At 64.8% G+C, this 16632-nt stretch carries 18 protein-coding genes; 10 read left to right on the plus strand and 8 right to left on the minus strand.

Annotated features, from left to right (window positions below; translation table 11 throughout):
- Positions 1-130: 130 nt before the first annotated feature.
- The 5 genes from IVB19_RS03650 to IVB19_RS03670 form a co-directional block, all read right to left on the minus strand.
- Positions 131-760 carry a general stress protein gene (locus IVB19_RS03650; RefSeq protein ID WP_018453227.1) on the minus strand — a complete coding sequence of 210 codons (630 nt, stop codon included), beginning with the start codon at positions 758-760 and terminating at the stop codon, positions 131-133.
- 12 nt (positions 761-772) lie between these two features.
- Positions 773-1093: a hypothetical protein gene (locus IVB19_RS03655; protein WP_026232489.1), complete on the minus strand. Its 321-nt coding sequence runs from the start codon at positions 1091-1093 to the stop codon at positions 773-775.
- Positions 1094-1272: 179 nt separating this feature from the next.
- Positions 1273-2781 (minus strand): acyl-CoA synthetase, encoded by a 1509-nt coding sequence (locus IVB19_RS03660; protein ID WP_018453229.1) that lies wholly within the window; start codon positions 2779-2781, stop codon positions 1273-1275.
- 22 nt (positions 2782-2803) lie between these two features.
- Entirely contained in the window at positions 2804-3988 is a 1185-nt protein-coding gene (locus tag IVB19_RS03665) for an ABC transporter substrate-binding protein (RefSeq protein WP_018453230.1), read from the minus strand.
- A 33-nt stretch (positions 3989-4021) separates the two neighbouring features.
- Complete coding sequence (locus tag IVB19_RS03670; protein WP_018453231.1) at positions 4022-4996, minus strand: NAD(P)H-dependent flavin oxidoreductase; 975 nt, start codon at positions 4994-4996, stop codon at positions 4022-4024.
- A 177-nt stretch (positions 4997-5173) separates the two neighbouring features.
- Between IVB19_RS03670 and IVB19_RS03675 the strand changes: the two genes are divergently transcribed.
- Positions 5174-6061, plus strand: a complete 888-nt coding sequence (locus IVB19_RS03675) for a LysR family transcriptional regulator (protein WP_018453232.1) — start codon at positions 5174-5176, stop codon at positions 6059-6061.
- Positions 6062-6159: 98 nt separating this feature from the next.
- Here the strand turns inward: IVB19_RS03675 and IVB19_RS03680 are convergent, their stop codons facing one another.
- Positions 6160-6813 carry a DNA-3-methyladenine glycosylase family protein gene (locus IVB19_RS03680; RefSeq protein ID WP_085361089.1) on the minus strand — a complete coding sequence of 218 codons (654 nt, stop codon included), beginning with the start codon at positions 6811-6813 and terminating at the stop codon, positions 6160-6162.
- 223 nt (positions 6814-7036) lie between these two features.
- Here IVB19_RS03680 and gluQRS point away from each other — a divergent pair, with 223 nt between their 5' ends.
- Both gluQRS and IVB19_RS03690 read left to right on the plus strand, forming a co-directional pair.
- A complete protein-coding gene (gluQRS, locus tag IVB19_RS03685) occupies positions 7037-7909 on the plus strand; it encodes a tRNA glutamyl-Q(34) synthetase GluQRS (RefSeq protein WP_026232490.1) in 873 nt (290 codons plus the stop codon).
- Between the two features lie 104 nt (positions 7910-8013).
- Positions 8014-9315, plus strand: coding sequence for an ATP-binding protein (locus tag IVB19_RS03690; RefSeq protein ID WP_026232491.1), 1302 nt, complete (start codon positions 8014-8016; stop codon positions 9313-9315).
- Here IVB19_RS03690 and IVB19_RS03695 read toward each other — a convergent pair.
- Entirely contained in the window at positions 9242-10135 is an 894-nt protein-coding gene (locus tag IVB19_RS03695; RefSeq protein ID WP_026232492.1) for a YihY/virulence factor BrkB family protein, read from the minus strand. The two genes, IVB19_RS03690 and IVB19_RS03695, sit on opposite strands and share 74 nt — an antisense overlap.
- A 204-nt stretch (positions 10136-10339) precedes the next feature.
- Between IVB19_RS03695 and IVB19_RS03700 the strand changes: the two genes are divergently transcribed.
- The 6 genes from IVB19_RS03700 (at position 10340) to IVB19_RS03725 (ending at position 14343) form a co-directional block, all read left to right on the plus strand.
- The gene (locus tag IVB19_RS03700; protein WP_018453237.1) at positions 10340-10534 is read left to right on the plus strand and encodes a twin transmembrane helix small protein; all 195 of its coding nucleotides are present in this window, start codon (positions 10340-10342) and stop codon (positions 10532-10534) included.
- A gap of 1 nt (position 10535) precedes the next feature.
- Positions 10536-11108, plus strand: coding sequence for a cob(I)yrinic acid a,c-diamide adenosyltransferase (locus tag IVB19_RS03705; protein WP_018453238.1), 573 nt, complete (start codon positions 10536-10538; stop codon positions 11106-11108).
- Positions 11109-11232: 124 nt separating this feature from the next.
- Complete coding sequence (locus tag IVB19_RS03710; protein WP_018453239.1) at positions 11233-11982, plus strand: electron transfer flavoprotein subunit beta/FixA family protein; 750 nt, start codon at positions 11233-11235, stop codon at positions 11980-11982.
- Positions 11982-12926, plus strand: coding sequence for an electron transfer flavoprotein subunit alpha/FixB family protein (locus IVB19_RS03715; RefSeq protein WP_018453240.1), 945 nt, complete (start codon positions 11982-11984; stop codon positions 12924-12926). Before IVB19_RS03710 ends, IVB19_RS03715 begins: the two co-directional genes overlap by 1 nt.
- 192 nt (positions 12927-13118) lie before the next feature.
- Positions 13119-14000, plus strand: coding sequence for a 3-hydroxybutyryl-CoA dehydrogenase (locus IVB19_RS03720; RefSeq protein ID WP_018453241.1), 882 nt, complete (start codon positions 13119-13121; stop codon positions 13998-14000).
- 148 nt (positions 14001-14148) lie between these two features.
- Complete coding sequence (locus tag IVB19_RS03725; protein ID WP_007615312.1) at positions 14149-14343, plus strand: hypothetical protein; 195 nt, start codon at positions 14149-14151, stop codon at positions 14341-14343.
- A gap of 11 nt (positions 14344-14354) precedes the next feature.
- Here the strand turns inward: IVB19_RS03725 and tlpA are convergent, their stop codons facing one another.
- Complete coding sequence (tlpA, locus tag IVB19_RS03730; protein WP_026232493.1) at positions 14355-15044, minus strand: thiol:disulfide interchange protein TlpA; 690 nt, start codon at positions 15042-15044, stop codon at positions 14355-14357.
- A gap of 106 nt (positions 15045-15150) precedes the next feature.
- On the opposite strand from tlpA, the gene argH reads away from it, so the two are divergent.
- Entirely contained in the window at positions 15151-16548 is a 1398-nt protein-coding gene (gene argH, locus IVB19_RS03735; RefSeq protein ID WP_018453243.1) for an argininosuccinate lyase, read from the plus strand.
- The last annotated feature ends 84 nt before the right edge of the window (positions 16549-16632 follow it).

A 16632-nucleotide genomic window follows, 5' to 3' on the forward strand; every position in this document is an offset into this window, starting at 1 on the left:
TCGTTGAGAGAGACCTGCGGCACCCTCGTGGTGTTCGAGGAGGGGCACGCGAAAAAGGCTCCACCTTGGTGGAGCCTCCCTCGCGCTCTTGGGATTCACTGCCGCTGGCGTGGCGGCGAGCGGAACATCCCTACCTCACCCGCGTGCCGGCGCCGTACAGCTCACGCTCACGGCCGACATCGTCGGGTGACAACGGCGGGCTTGCGGCATCGAAGCCGTTCCAGCCGGATTTTTGCCAGGCGGCGCTCCGTTCCTGCAGGTTCACGGCCTTCTCGTGCAGAAGGGCATCGAGACGTGTGCTGTCCTGGTCGGGTACCCGCGCCGATACCAGCGTTCCGCCGCGACGGACGCCCTCCGCGTAGCGCGACGCATCATCCTTGGAGACGCCGGCTTCGGTCAGCGCGCCAACGATGCCGCCCGTCGCGGCGCCGGCCGCGGCACCAACTGCGGTCGAAGCCAGCCATCCGGCGGCAACCACCGGTCCGAGTCCCGGAATGGCCAGCAGGCCGAGTCCGGCAAGCAGGCCGGCCGCGCTTCCGAGGCCTGCGCCGATGCCGGCACCCGTGCCGGCACCTTCGGCGCGATCGTCGACGCCGTCGCGATCACGGTCAACCTTGCCGGTGGAGGAGCCGTACCAGTTATCGGAATTGTTCGCGACGATGCTGATGTCGGAGTGCGGCACGCCCGCGGCCTCCAGACGCCTGACCGCACGTTCCGCATCCGAATAGGTGTCATAGAGTCGAGAAATAGTGGTCGTCATGTTTCATCCTCCTTACTTGGCGGGGTTCACGTTGCCCTGGAAATCGACGCTCACGTCCGCCTTGGTCCCGGCCTTGTCGGCCTTGCCGCGCCAGACGCCGTTGTCGTCCTTTTGCAGTCCGGAAACATTGGAATAACCCGCGCCCTCGATCTTCGACTTCGCCTGGCCCTCGGTGAAGCTGTTGCGGCCCGCGACCGGTGCGTTGGAGTTGTTGTGATCAGAGCTGTTGACGGCGTTGTTGCCCGGCCCGCTCTGCGCAGGCTGTGACTGTGCACTGACAGGCGCTGATCCGAGCAGCAGCAGAGCTGCGGCGAGCATGGTGAGACGAGACATTTTTTATTCTCCGGCTGTTGATTGTGCCGGTCGACAACAGGCGAGATTCGAATTGGTTGCTCTTCCATTTGCGACGGAAGCGCGCGTCTTCAATCTGCCGAATATTGGAGAGGCGCAGGAACGATTGCCACTCGTTCCCGTTTATGCGGTCCCGCACTCTCGGACGGCGTTGCCTGTCCTCACATCGTCCAATAGGGCTCCCGCAGCTTGCGCTTGAGAATCTTTCCCGTGGCCTCGCGCGGCAGCGCGTCACGGAATTCGACGTCCTTTGGCACCTTGAAATTGGCAAGCCGCCCGCGCAGGAACGATCGGACGGCGTCGGCCGAGAGCTCGGCATCCGATTCAGGCTCGACAAAGGCGCACAGCCGTTCGCCGAATTCCGCGTCGGGGATGCCGAACACGGCACAGTCGCGCACGCCGGGCATTCCGATCAGCACGTTCTCGATCTCGGCGGGATAGATGTTGACGCCGCCGGAGATCACCATGTCGCGCTTGCGATCGCACAGGAACAGATAGCCGTCCGCGTCGAGATAACCGACGTCGCCGACGCTGACCAGGCCGTCACGGCCGGCTTCGGCCCTTGCCTGCGACCTGCCGTGATAGTCGAAATCGGGCACTGACGTCTGGCGCATGTAGATTTCGCCGACTTCGTTTGCACCGCACGGGCTGCCGTCATCGCGGAAGATCCTGACGATGCCGCCTTCGATGGGGCGGCCGACCGTGCCAGGCTTCTTCAGTGCTTCCTCGGCCGAGTGCCACACCGGGATCCCGGTCTCGGTGGAGCCGAAATATTCGTTGATGACCGGTCCCCACCAGTCGATCATGGCGCGCTTGACGTCCGGCGGGCAGGGGGCGGCGCCGTGCACGACGAAACGCAGCGACGACAGGTCGTAGCGCTGCCTGACCGCTTCGGGCAACCGCAGCAGCCGGACGAACATGGTCGGTACCATGTGAATGTGCGTGACGCGGTGGCGCTCGATCAGCGCCAGCAGCTCCTCGGCATCGAACCGCGCCTGGAGGATGATGGTGCAAGCGCTGCGGAACGCCAGCATGCCGTAGGAATGCGGCGCCGAGTGATACATCGGGCCGTTGATCAGCACGATTTGGTCTTCCCGCGGCTTGATGCCATAGGCGATCCCGCCCACGCGTTCGGAGGCGGCCGCCTGTTCGGGCTGCATCGGCATGCGCCGCACGCCCTTCGGCATGCCCGTGGTGCCGGATGTATAAATCATCGCTGCGGCCCGCCGCGGCGGCTCCTGCGCTTGCGGATGGTCGTCGCGCCAGCGGTCCCAATCGGTCAGTCCCACCGGGATCTCGGTCAGTTCCCCAGGGATCGAAAAGGTCGCTGCGAGTTCGGGCGGCGTCGCGACGACCAGGAGAAGGACATCCGCCGGTACGCCGTCGCGGATCTGCGGCAGCAAATCCGCGTGGCAGACCAGGATCTTCGCCCCGCTGTCGGCCAGGATGTAACGGACCTCCTCGGCCTTCAAATGCCAGTTGATCGGCACCACCGGACTGCCCAGCGCGGCCGAGGCCGCAACCACCTCGAACAGAGCGAAATCGTTGCGCAGCATCATCGCGACCGGCGCGGCCTCGGCAAGCCCCAGGGCGCGGAAGCCGCTCATCGCCCGCCTGATCCGAGCCCGGATGTCGTCATAGCTGATCTGGCGTTCGCCGCTGATGATCATGGCGTCTCCTCATCCCGCTCGTCTAGCGATCATCCAGCACGTCGCCGAAGCCGACCCAGCTCTTGCCATTGAAGCGCCGGAGCTGAAGCTGCTGGAACGGCAGATAGTCGTCGGGGCCGGTCGTAACCGCCATTCCCGGCAGCAGCAGCGGCAGCTTCACATCCTTCAACGAGGCCGCCTGGCGCATGATGTTGTCGCGGCTGATATCATCCTTGCACCCCTTCAGCACCGTCATCAGCAGCGTGGCATAGTGATAGCCCGCGGCGTAGTTGGAGTTGGAGAGGTCCGCGGCCGGCATGTAGCGCTTCATGAAGGCGAAGTATTCCTTCACGCCGGGATCGTCGACCCATTGCGGGTCCATCGTGTCCTTCTGATTGCTCGACGAGATCAGGCCGACCGCGTTGTCGAGCCCTGCCGGTTCCAGGAAAGAGATCGACGACGCCGAGGTCGGCACGAAGAACAGCTCCGGCTTCCAGCCGATCTCGGCCACGCCCTTGACCATTTGCGAGGTGAACTTGCCGAGCACGACGCCGAACAGCACGTTGGCGCCCGAGGCCTTCAAGGTCGAGAGTTGCGAGCTGATCGTCGGCGCGCTGGTCTCGTAGCTCGCTTCCGCGATGATCATGCTTGCGGCCTTAGGCCCGAGCGCTCGCTTGAAGCCGGCGACATAGTCGCGGCCGAAATCGTCGTTCTGCGAGAGGATCGCGATCCTGGCGTTGGGCTTGGCCTGCAAAATGTATTTGGCATAGACCACGCCCTCGGATTCGTAGGCCGCCATGCCCGGCATGGTCCACGGGTTCTTCTGCGGATCGGCCCATTTGGTGGCGCCGGAGAGCACGAACAGCTGCGGCACTTTCTTGGCGTTGAGATAGCGCTGCACGGCGCTGTTGGTGGCGGTGCCGAGCGAGCCGAACATCATCAGCACCTCTTCTTGCTCCACCAGCTTGCGGGTCTGCTCGACGGTCTTCGGCGGCGAATAGGCGTCGTCCAGCGTGATGAACTTGACCTTGCGGCCGTTGATGCCGCCTTCGGCATTGACCTTCTCGAAGAACGCTTCCTGCGTCCGTCCGATCGCGCCGAAGCCGGAGGCCGGGCCGCTGTAGGGCAGGGTCTGCCCGATGCGGATCTCGTCGCTGCCTTCGGCATGGGCGCTGCCGCCGGCGAGCATCAGCAACGACATCCCGATCAGTGCGGCTGCCAGCTTCATGGTGTCCTCCCGTTTTATTGTCGGTCCGAGACGTCAGGCGCTGACGCGCATCAGGAAATCCTGTCGGGCCTGGTCGAATTCCCGTTTCATCCGGTCGACGAGCTCGGCGACCGGCGGCGCGTCGGCGATCTGGCCGATACCCTGGCCCGAGCCCCAGATGTCGCGCCACGCCTTGGACTTCATGTTGCCGCCGGAGCCGAAATTCATCTTCGTCTTGTCGGCCGCCGGCAGATTGTCCGGATCGAGCCCGGCCGCGGCGATCGAAGGCCCGAGATAGTTGCCGTGCACGCCGGTGAAGAGGTTGGTGTAGACGATGTCATGCGCGGTGTGCTGCGTCAGCGCCGACTTGTAGGCTTCGTCAGCGTTGGCTTCCTTCGTCGCGATGAAGCGCGTGCCCATATAGGCGAGGTCGGCGCCCAGCGTCAGCGCGGAGGCGATCGCGAAGCCGTCGCTGATTGCGCCCGACAGCAGGATCGCACCGTCGAACCATTGTTTGACCTCGCGTACCAGTGCGAAAGGCGAGAGCGTTCCTGCATGTCCTCCAGCGCCGGCGCAGACCAGGATCAGACCGTCGACGCCCTGCTCGGCGGCCTTGCGCGCGTGCTTGACGTTGATGACGTCGTGGAACACGAGGCCGCCGTACGAGTGTGCGGCCTCGACGAGCTCGGCGGGCGGTCGCAGCGAGGTGATGATGATGGGCGCCCTGTGCTTCACACAGGTCTCCATGTCCTTCATCAGCCGGTCGTTGGAGGCGTGGCAGATCTGGTTGACGGCGTAGGGTGCGACCTTCTTGCCGGGATTGCGCGACTTGTATTCGCCGAGTTCGTCCTCGATGCGGCTCAGCCATTCGTCGAGCTTTTCCACCGGACGGGCATTGAGTGCCGGAAACGAGCCGACCACGCCGGCCTTGCACTGGGCGATCACCAGCTCAGGGCCGGAGACGAGGAAGAGCGGCGAGCCGACCACGGGCAGCTCGAGCGAATCCTTCAAGAGAGCGGGCAGCGCCATGATGTCCTCCCGGAAACGCAGCCCGCCGGCAGGCGGATGACGAGGCGTTTCCTTCTTTGATTGTCGCGGGCGAGTTGCCGCCCATGTTTCATTTGACGTCATTATAGGGGTTGGAGTGGGGCCTCTTATCGTTCAATATTGAACGGACGACTTTTCAGATTTGAACAGAGGCCGCTCATGGACTGGGACCTTTGCAAGACCTTCCTCGCGGTCGCCGATACCGGCAGCTTCACCGGCGCGGCGCGCCGGCTGCACAGCAGCCATCCCACCGTCAGCCGCAAGATTGCGGCGCTGGAAGCCCAGCTCGGCACCAGGCTGGTGGCGCGTGCCGCCGACGGCCTTGCGCTGACGGCGGATGGACGGACGCTGCGCGAGCACGCCGAGGTAATGGCGGCGGCCGCGCTGCGGGCGGAGACGGCAGTCTCGGCCGGAGGGCATAAGGCGCGCGGGACCGTCAAGCTATCGATCGGCGCAACGCTGGCCTCGCATTGGCTGATGCCGCGCCTGCCTGCGTTCCTGCGCGCGCACGATCACGTCCAGCTCGAGATCATCACCCATCCGTTTCCGGCGAGCGTGCGCCGGCGCGAGGCGGACGTGGTGTTGCGGCCCTTCGACAGCGGCGAGGAAAATCTGGTCGGCCGCAAGATCGGCCGTCTCGGCACGGGATTCTACGCCTCGCGCGGCTACGCCGGCGGGCGGTCCTTGCCGGAACGGCGCGGCGAGTGGAAGGGGCACAGCGTCATCGGTTTCGCCGATCAGACCTCCAATCTCCAGCTTGCGCGCTGGAGCGACGTCGTCACGCGTCAGGCCTGGGTGGTGATGCGCTGCTCGTCCCAGGGCGACATGCTGGCGGCGGTCCGCGCCGGACTCGGAATCTCCGCCCTGTCGTGCTTTGTCGCCGAAAGCTATCCCGATCTTGTGCGTGTCGCGCCGCAGAAGCTCGCCAGCGTGGCGGACCTGTGGCTGCTCGCCCATCCCGACCTCGTCGAACTGCCGGCAGTGCGGGCCGTCATCGACTTCGTCGCCGATTGCGCCCGGACCGATCGCGTCGGGCTGCGGGGCTAGAGCGTGTTCGAGCGAAGTGGACACCGGTTCGCGTCAAGAAAACGCGTCAAAACAAAACACTAGAGCCCCGTTCCGATTCCATCGGAACGGAACTAGCTCTAGGTTGATCCCGCGATGACGCCTTCGCGTTTTTTCACCGCGCGATAATAGCTCCACCACAGATGTGCCGCCGCTCCGCGCAGGGGGCGCCAGGGTTCGGCGAGCGGCGCCATCTGCTTCTCCGTTGGCCGCGCCTGCAAGCCGAGCCCGATGCGGATGCCTTCCTGCACGGCGAGGTCGCCGGCCGGCCAGGCGTCGCCATGGCCGAGGCAGAACAGCAGATAGACGTCCGCGGTCCAGGGTCCGATGCCGGGCAGTGCGATCAACGTGTGATGCGCGGCATCAGCGTCTTCTTCCGCGAGCACGTCGAGGTTCAGCCGTTCTGCGGTGATCTCGCGCGCGAGATGTTTCAGCGTCTTGATCTTGGCGGCGGACAGGCCGAGCCGCCCCAGCCGGTCGGTGCGGGCGCGGCGGACAGCCTCGTGGTCGAACGGATCGAACGCGGCGGACAACCGTCCCCAGATCGCCGCGGCGCTCGCAGTCGAGAGCTGTTGCCCGCAGACGATGTGGGCAAGCCCCGCAAAACCCGGCTCGCGCCGCCGCAACGCCGGCATGCCGGCAGTCGCCAGCACTGGCTTCAGGCGCGGATCGCGCTTGACCAGCGCGTGGACGGCCTCTTCGAGATCGGATTGGGTTTCGAGGTGGATGGTCATGGCAATCGTCAACTCTCTCCGGCGTCATGGCCGGGCTTCCACCCGGCCATCCACGTCTTTCCAACGTGCATCATTGTTAGCACGGCTGGTGATCATCGCATTCTCGGGGACCTTGACACGATCGGTGCGCCGCTCCGAAGAACGTGGATGGCCGGGACACAGGCGAGCGGAAGCGACGCCATCCGTCTAGACGGCTATGCCCGGCCATGATGAGTTCCGAAGCATGTCGCCACCCGTTTTCCGATTTGCCCCCAGCCCGAATGGCTACCTGCATCTCGGCCACGCTTATTCCGCGCTGCTCAATTCCGACCGCGCGCGCGAGACCGGTGGGCGGCTGTTGCTGCGGATCGAGGACATCGACGCGACGCGTTGCCGGCCGGAATATGAGACAGCGATCTACGAAGACCTCGCCTGGCTCGGCATCGCCTGGGAGACGCCGGTGCGGCGGCAGTCGGAGCATCTCGATGCGTATCGGACGGCGCTGGACAGGCTCTTGGCGCTCGGCCTGGTCTATCCAGCCTTCGAAAGCCGCGCCGAGATCGCAAGGCTGGTTAAGGCGCGTGAAGCGGATGGGCCGTGGCCGCGCGATCCCGACGGCGTGCCGCTCTATCCCGGCGCCGCCAGATCGCTGTCCGCGGACGAGCGCGACCGCCTCATCGACACCGGTGCGCCTTACGCGCTTCGGCTCGACATGGCAGCCGCCTGCCGCCGCGCTGTGGGCCTGAGCTGGAACGAACTGGGCGAGGGGCCGGATGGTGAGCGTGGCGTCGTCCCGGCGCGGCCAGAAGCCTGGGGCGACGTCATTGTGGCCCGCAAGAAGACGCCGACGAGCTACCATCTGTCCGTTGTTGTCGACGATGCGCTCCAGGACATCAGCGAGATCGTGCGGGGCCAGGACCTGTTCCACGCCACTTCGGTCCACCGTCTGCTTCAGGTTCTGCTCCACCTGCCCGAACCCGTCTACCGCCACCACGGGCTACTTCGCGACGAGCGCGGCCGGAAGCTGTCGAAATCAACCAGCTCGACCGGCCTTCGTGAACTGCGCGCCGGCGGCGCCACGCCGGCCGGTATCCGCCGGTTGGTGGGATTAGGTTAAGTTTCTCTGGGGGTTAGCCAAACGGCGCCGTGACTCCGGGTGTTCCGCCGTGCCATGCTCGCCTGACAGCGCGGGGTTCGAAGGGGATACTTCGAAGGGGAGTTATGGCGGCGAAAACGCGCGCAGCGCGCACTACGGGGACGTCCAAGCGAGTGGCTCGGAAGCGCTCCGGGCCGACTGCCCGGTTGCGCAAGCGCAGCACCAAGCGGGTCGAGCTGGACGTCGTCCAAGCCGCGCTTGCCGCCTTTGCCCATGAGGTCCGCACCCCCCTGACCGGCATTCTCGCGATCAGCGACCTGCTCGCGACTTCGGATCTCGGGGAACGGGAAAGACGCTGGGCCGACACGATCAAGGCCGGGGCCGAGCATCTGGCGAACCTTGCCACCCTGTTCGTCGATGCCGCCCGAAGTGGCAAGGGGACCGGGAAGGGGGTCGGGGGTGGAAGCTCGCTGCGGCAGGATTTGTTCGACCTGCGGACGCTCGCCCGCAACGCCGGCGATTCGCTGGCCGGTCGCGCCGCGGCCAAGGGTCTCCAGGCTGAGGTCGATATCTCGGAGAAGCTGCCGGGGCTGGTGGTCGGTGATCCCGTCCGCCTGCGCGCCGCGCTCGAGAACCTGATCGACAATGCCGTGAAATTCACCGAGCACGGCGGCGTGGCGCTCACGGTCGCGCCTTGGCGTTCCGTCAAGAGCAAGGACAAGACCAAGAGCAAAGGCAAAGCAAAGGGCAAAGGCAGCGTCGGTGTCGCCTTCGCGGTGTCCGACAGCGGCATCGGCCTCACCATGGCCGAGATCAAACGGCTGTTCCGGCCGTTTACCCAAGCCAATGTCACCATTGCCTCGCGCTTCGGCGGCGCCGGACTGGGCCTGTCGTCGGTGAAGCAACTGGCGCGCGCGATGGGCGGCGACATCACGGTCGCGCCTCGGCCCGGCGGTGGCGCCACCTTCACATTGACGGTGTCGGTGTGTGCCACGGGATCGGGCAAGTCCCGCAAGTCGAAGGGCGAAGCCGAGATGGATGCGGTTCCGGCGCTGCGCTTGCTCAGCGTCGAGGACAATCCGTTCGGCCGCGTTGTGCTCAACACCATCCTGACCGAACTCGGTCATCATGCCGAGTTCATCGGGCGCGGCGAGGACGCGGTGAACCGGCTCGCGCAGGGCGCCTTCGACGCGGTGCTGATGGATATGGTGCTGCCGGGCATCAATGGCGTCGAGGCGATCAGGCGGATCCGCACCATGGCGACGCCGCTGGCTCAGATCCCCATCATCGGGGTGTCAGGTCGGGGCGAAGATGAAGTCGCCTCACGCGAGGCCGGCGCCGACGCCTTTCTGGTCAAGCCTGTGTCTCCGCGGGCGCTAGCGACTGCGCTGCTTGCAGCGACACGCCGTGAGGAAGCCGCGACTTGATGATCGCGGCGTTGAGCTCGCCGCCGTAAACGAAGATCGCGGCGATGAAATACAGGAACACCAGCGCGATGATCACCGAGGCGAGCCCCGCATACATCGTCACGTAATTATTGGCGAAGCGCGCCAGATATTGCCCGAACACGATGCCCGAGATCAGCGACGCCACGATGGTGAAGACGATGCCGGGCAGGATCTGGAGGAACCGGCGCCGTCCCGCCGGCAGCCAGGTATGCAGGATCATCAGCGCCACCACCAACGCGCCAACGGTGATGCCGTAGCGCAGCCAGGTGAGGATCCTCTCGTTGGATTCAACGAACAGCGGGATGTGCGCACGCGCGGCCTCGATGAGCAGCGGCCCGAGCACGATCAGGAATGCCATGGCGAGCGCGGTGAAGGCCGCAATCAGCGTGTAGGCGATCGATTCCAGCCGTAGCCAGTACCAGGGCCGCATCTCCACGACCGCATAGGCGCGGTTCAGTGCGACCCGCAGCGCCTCGACGCCGTTGGAGGCGAAGTAGACCGACAGCACCGCGCCGATGGTGAATAGGCCGGTGCGGGTCGTGGTCAGCACGTCGTGGACTTCCCCCGAGATCGAATCCGCGACCTGCTTGGGCCAGACCTGGAGCATGAGGCTCGCAGCCTGATCGGCGAGTTCCTTGGAGCCGAAGAAGCCGGCGAGCGATGTCAGGACGATCAGGAACGGGAATAGCGCCATCAGCGTCGACAGCGCGATGTGGCTCGCGATCGCCCAGCCGTCATCGGCGAGGAACGTGTAGAACGCGTCCATTACGACAAGGTAGATGGTGCGGATTGCCTTCACGCACCACCTGCACTGCTGTTGCTGCTTCCGCTTCCCGCGCGCGGGAAACGCATTCCGACCTCTCCCCGCAGGCGGGGATAGGTCAAGAGGATAGGCAATTGGCGCAAATCCAGATTCATCCAGCTAGCTTCTGATATTATTGGCTTAAAAGCCAGATCGGGAACGCCATGGCGGACCGGCGCGGAGGGTGTTATTTACCCTCGAATGGCATCTCTCCTGAGTACTTTCATCCTGCCGATTGCGGTCGGCGCCGTGGCGTTGGTGCTGCTGCTCGGTCTCATCAACATGATGCGCGGCGGCTCGCCCAACACCTCGCAGAAGCTGATGCGCTGGCGCGTGCTGCTTCAGTTCGTGGCGATCGTCATCGCGATGGCCGCCGTGTGGGCGATGGGGCGTTAACATGGTCGTGCTCAACCGCATCTATACGAAAACCGGTGACGACGGCACGACAGCGCTCGGCTCGGGCGAGCGCCGGCCGAAATACGATCTGCGCATCGAGGCCTATGGGACTGTCGACGAGACCAATGCTGCGATCGGCGTGGTCCGGCTTCACACCGGGGATGCGCCCGAGCTCGACGCGATGCTTGGCCGCATCCAGAACGATCTGTTCGACCTCGGCGCGGACCTCGCGGTGCCCGAACGTGAGGGCAAGGCGGAGCGGCTGCGGGTGGTGGCAAGCCAGGTCGAGCGGCTCGAGCGCGACATCGACGCGCTCAACGACAAGCTGGCACCTCTGACCTCCTTCGTGCTGCCGGGCGGCACGCCAGCCGCCGCCTACCTCCATGTCGCCCGTACGATTTGCCGCAGGGCGGAACGCGTGATGGTGGAACTGGCGGCCCGGCCGGAAGAACCTGTTGGTGCCGCTGGCATCCAGTATATGAACCGCCTGTCGGACTTCCTGTTCGTGGCCAGCCGCGCGGTCAACGAAGACGGCGCCGGCGACGTGCTCTGGGTTCCGGGCCAGAATCGCTGACCCATTGGGCCGCGCATTTCTGGGCGCCAAAATTAGACCCCTTCGCGCGTTGACCGGGCCGGATCAGGCCTTTAGGTTCCGCGCCAGTTGATAACCCCCTCCCAGATTGAGTGAAAGAGGATCGATGAAGGTCTTGGTGCCGGTAAAGCGGGTGGTCGATTACAACGTCAAGGTCCGCGTCAAGAGCGATGGATCGGGTGTTGAACTCGCCAACGTCAAAATGTCGATGAACCCGTTCGACGAAATTGCGGTCGAAGAAGCGCTGCGCCTGAAGGAAGCCGGCAAGGCGACCGAAGTCGTGGTGGTCTCGATCGGACCGGCGCAGGCGTCGGAAACGATCCGCACCGGTCTCGCCATGGGCGCCGATCGCGGCATCCTGGTGAAGGCCGAGGGTGCGGTCGAGCCGCTCGCGGTCGCCAAGATCCTGAAGAAGATTGCGGACGAAGAGCAGCCGGGCCTCATCATTCTCGGCAAGCAGGCGATCGACGACGACAGCAATCAGACCGGCCAGATGCTGGCCGCGCTGCTCGGCTGGTCGCAGGCGACCTTCGCCTCGAAGCTCGAGGTCGAAGGCAGCGACTTCAAGGTCACCCGCGAAGTCGACGGCGGCTTGCAGACCGTGAAGCTGAAGGGACCGGCGATCGTCACCACCGATCTCCGTCTCAACGAGCCGCGCTACGCCTCGCTGCCGAACATCATGAAGGCCAAAAAGAAGCCGATTGCGGACAAGACTGCCGCCGATTATGGCGTCGATCTCACCGCGCGCCTCGAGGTTCTCAAGACGACCGAGCCGGCGGGCCGCAAGGCGGGCGTCAAGGTCAAGGACGTCGCCGAGCTGGTGTCGAAACTCAAGAACGAAGCCGGGGTGCTCTGATGACGACGCTTCTGATTGCCGAACACGACAATGCGTCGCTCAAGGATGCGACCAACAAGGCCCTGACCGCGGCGGCCGCGCTCGGCGCGGACGTCGAGGTTCTGGTGGCCGGCGAGAACGCCAAGGCCGCGGCGGACGCCGCCGCAAAGCTCGCCGGTGTGAAGAAGGTGCTGCTCGCCGACGGCGCGCTTTACGCGCACGATCTGGCCGAGCCACTGGCCGCGCTGATCGTCTCGCTGGCGCCGTCCTATGACGCCATCGTCGCGCCCGCGACCTCGCGCTTCAAGAACGTGATGCCGCGCGTCGCGGCCCTGCTCGACGTCATGCAGGTCTCGGAGATCACCAAGGTGATCGCCCCCGACACCTATGAGCGCCCGATCTACGCCGGCAACGCCGTCCAGACGGTGAAGTCGAAGGACGCCAAGAAGGTCATCACGGTGCGCACCTCCACCTTCGCCGCAGCGGGTGAAGGCGGCAGCGCGTCGGTCGAGAGCGTCGCGGCGGCGGCCGATCCGGGCCTGTCGTCCTTTGTCGGCGAGGAGGTCGCGAAGAGTGACCGTCCCGAGCTGACCTCGGCCAAGATCATCGTCTCCGGTGGCCGCGCCATGCAGAGCCGCGAGAACTTCGCAAAGTACATCGAGCCGCTCGCCGATAAACTTGGCGCCGGTGTCGGCGCTTCGCGTGCGGCGGTGGATGCGGGCTATGCGCCGAACGACTGGCAGGTCGGCCAGACCGGCAAGGTCGTGGCCCCCGAGCTCTATGTCGCGGTCGGCATTTCCGGCGCGATCCAGCATCTGGCCGGCATGAAGGACTCCAAAGTGATCGTCGCGATCAACAAGGACGAGGACGCGCCGATCTTCCAGGTCGCTGATTACGGCCTGGTCGCCGACCTCTACCAAGCGGTTCCGGAGCTGACGGCCGAACTCGGCAAGCTCGGCAAGTAAAACGCGCTAAACACCGGCCGGAGCTATAAACTCCGGCCGGTGTTGCTTTTTGAGGCGTTTTCTTTGGCGCGGGACACGCCTTCGAAGCGATCCAATCTAGGTTTCGAGGCCGGGTTCTGATTAAATCAGACCTCCCGGCTCAGGGGGATAGGCAGGCGCGGTTGATAGCGCGCCGTTCCGGTGGATGACATTATGGCGGCAGTAATCAAGAAGGTCGGCGTGATCGGCGCGGGGCAGATGGGCAATGGCATCGCGCATGTCGCTGCGTTGGCCGGCTTCGACGTGGTGCTCAACGATATTTCGACCGACCGCCTCAAGTCAGGCATGGCCACGATCAACGGCAATTTGACGCGCCAGGTCTCCAAGAAGGCCGTCAGCGAGGACGACAAAGCCAAGGCGATGGCGCGTATCGTAGCCGGCGAGAAGCTGGACGATCTCGCGGACTGCGATCTCGTGATCGAGACCGCCGTCGAGAAGGAAGAGGTCAAGCGCAAGATTTTTCACGATCTCTGCGCTGTGTTGAAGCCCGAGGCGATCGTCGCTTCCGATACTTCCTCGATCTCGATCACGCGGCTGGCCGCCGCCACTGACCGGCCCGAACGCTTCATCGGCATTCACTTTATGAATCCGGTGCCGTTGATGGAACTGGTGGAGTTGATCCGCGGCATCGCCACCGACGACCAGACCTTCGAGGCGTCAAAGGAATTCGTAGGCAAGCTCGGCAAACAGGTCGCGGTCTCCGAGGATTTCCCGGCCTTCATCGTCAACCGCATCCTGCTGCCGATGATCAACGAGGCGATTTACACGCTGTACGAAGGCGTGGGCAACGTCGAGGCGATCGACGCGGCGATGAAGCTCGGCGCGCACCATCCGATGGGCCCGCTGGAGCTCGCTGATTTCATCGGCCTCGATACCTGCCTGTCGATCATGCAGGTGCTGCATGAGGGCCTCGCCGACTCCAAGTACCGCCCGTGCCCGCTGCTGGTGAAATACGTCGAGGCGGGCTGGCTCGGTCGCAAGACCCAGCGCGGTTTTTACGACTACCGCGGCGCCAAGCCGATTCCGACGAGATAAGGGGTTTCGTGCCGGGACATTGCGCAGCGCGTTAGCGATACGCAGCAGAGCCGGGAGACGGAGAAAGCCTACCTTACGGCGACTCGCGACAATTCATGTCCCGTTAACCGCCCGCCTCTAGGTTACCGCCGGTACGAGGGTTTGCGTAATGGACATGATGGCGATGGTCAGCAGCATGCTGGCCTCTCAGCAAGGCGCGCTGCAGTCGAATATCTCGGCGACGCTGATGAAGCAGAACGCGGATGCGGAGAAATCCACCGTCCTGACGCTGCTCGGCGCCGGACAGCCCTCGCTTGCCAATGTCGGCGCTGGCGTCGGCAGCAACCTCAACGTCACCGCCTAAAACATCATCGCTTAGAACGACGCTGCGGCTTTGCCCGTCGCAGCCCGGATCAGCTTGAGCGCATCCTCGCTCGCCCATTCCGCCGGCCCCGCGATCGTCGCGATCTCGCAGCCTTGAGGATCGACCAGCACCGAGGTGGGCATGCCCAAGGCCCGGCCTATCGCCTTAAGATCCTGAAAAACCTTGGCTTTCTGATCGCTGAAATAGCCGAGCCTGATGAGATTGGCCTCTTTCAGAAACGTCTTGGGCTTCTCGGGGTCGCGGGTGTCGATATTGATCGCCACCACCTCGAAATTCGGGCCCGAAAGTTTGCCCTGGAGCTCGTCCAACGCCGGCATTTCCTTGCGGCAGGGCACGCACCAGGTGGCCCAGAGGTTCACCAGCAGCGTCTTGCCGCGGAAATCCGACAGCTTCTTCGGCCTGCCGTCGGCGTCCTCGAAGGCCAGGTCCGGCAGCTTTAGCGGTGCGGTCGCCATGGTCAGCGCCGCCACCTCGCCATGGGCAAGCGGCGCGATCTTCTGTGCGGTGTTCACCGCGGCCCGGCAGGCGGGATCGCCGGAGGGGGCCCGGCCCAGGCCCAGCCCGTACAGCGCGGCAAAGCCAGCCAGGCCCCCGACCACCACGGTGGCGATGACCACGGGGATACGGCGCGTGGCCGACCGTGCTGTCCTTTGGTCGAGCCTGTCGTTGGGGTCGAGCATATCGTTTGTCATCCGGTCGCAGATATGGCTATCAGAGGCCTCTTAATACGGCTGGCAGCCGTCAGCAAACGTGCGGCGGCCACAGGCAAGGCGTGAGCAGGGGATCATGAGCAACAAGATGTGGGGCGGCCGGTTCTCGGAACGTCCCGACGAGATCATGGAAGAGATCAACGTCTCCATCGACGTCGATCGTCACCTCTTTGCCCAGGACATTGCCGCGTCCAAGGCCCACGCCGCAATGCTGGCCGCGCAGGGCATCATCACGGACTCTGATGCGAAAAATATCGGCAAGGGTCTAGACACGATTTTGTCAGAGATCGGCAAGGGCGCCTTCGAATTCAAGCGCGCGCTCGAGGACATTCACATGAATGTCGAGAGCCGCCTGTCCGAGCTGATCGGCCCTGCCGCCGGCCGCTTGCACACCGCGCGCTCGCGTAACGACCAGGTCGCGACCGATTTCCGTCTCTATGTCCGCGATGTCCTCGATGAGACCGACGCCTCGCTCGCCGCGTTCCAGCAGGCGCTGGTCGAGCGCGCGCTGGAGCACGCCGGAACGGTCATGCCGGGCTTCACGCATCTGCAGACCGCGCAGCCGGTGACCTTCGGCCACCATCTGCTCGCCTATGTCGAGATGGCCGCGCGCGATCGCGGCCGTTTCCAGGACGCGCGCAAGCGGCTGAATGAGTCCCCGCTCGGAGCTGCAGCGCTCGCCGGTACCTCGTTCCCGATCGACCGTCACGCCACGGCGAAGGCGCTCGGTTTTGACCGTCCGATGGCGAACTCGCTCGATGCGGTCTCCGATCGCGACTTCGTGCTGGAGACGCTGTCGGCGGCCTCGATCTGCGCCGTGCACATGTCGCGCTTTGCCGAGGAGATCGTGATCTGGACCTCGCCGCTGGTCGGCATGATCCGCCTCAGCGACAAGTTCACCACGGGATCTTCGATCATGCCGCAGAAGCGCAATCCTGACGCCGCCGAGCTGGTGCGCGCCAAGACCGGCCGCGTCATCGGCGCGCTCAATGGGCTGCTGATCGTCATGAAGGGCCTGCCGCTCGCCTATCAAAAGGACATGCAAGAGGACAAGCAGGGCGCCATGGAAGGCTTCGCCGCGCTGTCGCTCGCGATCCGCGCCATGACCGGCATGGTCCGAGATCTCGTGCCTGATGAAGCGAAGATGAAGCTTGCTGCAGGCGAGGGCTACGCCACCGCGACCGATCTTGCCGACTGGCTGGTGCGGACGCTGAAGATGCCGTTCCGCGAGGCCCATCACGTCACCGGCCGCATCGTCGCGAAAGCCGCCGAGGGCGGCGTGGCGCTGCACGAGCTGCCGCTGAGGGAGATGCAGGCAATCGAAGCGAAGATCACGAAAGACGTGCTTGGCGTGCTCTCGGTCGAATCGTCGGTGAAGAGCCGGACCAGTTTCGGCGGTACCGCGCCGAAGAACGTGGCATCGCAGGCCAAGGCCTGGCTGAAGCGGCTGGAAAAAGAGCGAAAATTGGGCTGAGGAGCAAAATTTCGCTTATGTTTCATGGTCATCCGGGTCTCGCCAGAGCGCGCCAATCTCTGTATGGTGCGCCGCGCGTAGTGG

Source organism: Bradyrhizobium sp. 187 (genome assembly GCF_023101005.1).
Taxonomy (GTDB): domain Bacteria; phylum Pseudomonadota; class Alphaproteobacteria; order Rhizobiales; family Xanthobacteraceae; genus Bradyrhizobium; species Bradyrhizobium canariense_D.

What these genes read in the sequence shown, in the direction of transcription:
- IVB19_RS03650 (WP_018453227.1), bottom strand. Translation starts at nt 760, where the DNA reads ATGACGACCACTATTTCTCGACTCTATGACACCTATTCGGATGCGGAA.
- IVB19_RS03655 (WP_026232489.1), bottom strand. Translation starts at nt 1,093, where the DNA reads ATGTCTCGTCTCACCATGCTCGCCGCAGCTCTGCTGCTGCTCGGATCA.
- IVB19_RS03660 (WP_018453229.1), bottom strand. Translation starts at nt 2,781, where the DNA reads ATGATCATCAGCGGCGAACGCCAGATCAGCTATGACGACATCCGGGCT.
- IVB19_RS03665 (WP_018453230.1), bottom strand. Translation starts at nt 3,988, where the DNA reads ATGAAGCTGGCAGCCGCACTGATCGGGATGTCGTTGCTGATGCTCGCC.
- IVB19_RS03670 (WP_018453231.1), bottom strand. Translation starts at nt 4,996, where the DNA reads ATGGCGCTGCCCGCTCTCTTGAAGGATTCGCTCGAGCTGCCCGTGGTC.
- IVB19_RS03675 (WP_018453232.1), top strand. Translation starts at nt 5,174, where the DNA reads ATGGACTGGGACCTTTGCAAGACCTTCCTCGCGGTCGCCGATACCGGC.
- IVB19_RS03680 (WP_085361089.1), bottom strand. Translation starts at nt 6,813, where the DNA reads ATGACCATCCACCTCGAAACCCAATCCGATCTCGAAGAGGCCGTCCAC.
- gluQRS (WP_026232490.1), top strand. Translation starts at nt 7,037, where the DNA reads ATGTCGCCACCCGTTTTCCGATTTGCCCCCAGCCCGAATGGCTACCTG.
- IVB19_RS03690 (WP_026232491.1), top strand. Translation starts at nt 8,014, where the DNA reads ATGGCGGCGAAAACGCGCGCAGCGCGCACTACGGGGACGTCCAAGCGA.
- IVB19_RS03700 (WP_018453237.1), top strand. Translation starts at nt 10,340, where the DNA reads ATGGCATCTCTCCTGAGTACTTTCATCCTGCCGATTGCGGTCGGCGCC.
- IVB19_RS03705 (WP_018453238.1), top strand. Translation starts at nt 10,536, where the DNA reads ATGGTCGTGCTCAACCGCATCTATACGAAAACCGGTGACGACGGCACG.
- IVB19_RS03710 (WP_018453239.1), top strand. Translation starts at nt 11,233, where the DNA reads ATGAAGGTCTTGGTGCCGGTAAAGCGGGTGGTCGATTACAACGTCAAG.
- IVB19_RS03715 (WP_018453240.1), top strand. Translation starts at nt 11,982, where the DNA reads ATGACGACGCTTCTGATTGCCGAACACGACAATGCGTCGCTCAAGGAT.
- IVB19_RS03720 (WP_018453241.1), top strand. Translation starts at nt 13,119, where the DNA reads ATGGCGGCAGTAATCAAGAAGGTCGGCGTGATCGGCGCGGGGCAGATG.
- IVB19_RS03725 (WP_007615312.1), top strand. Translation starts at nt 14,149, where the DNA reads ATGGACATGATGGCGATGGTCAGCAGCATGCTGGCCTCTCAGCAAGGC.
- tlpA (WP_026232493.1), bottom strand. Translation starts at nt 15,044, where the DNA reads ATGCTCGACCCCAACGACAGGCTCGACCAAAGGACAGCACGGTCGGCC.
- argH (WP_018453243.1), top strand. Translation starts at nt 15,151, where the DNA reads ATGAGCAACAAGATGTGGGGCGGCCGGTTCTCGGAACGTCCCGACGAG.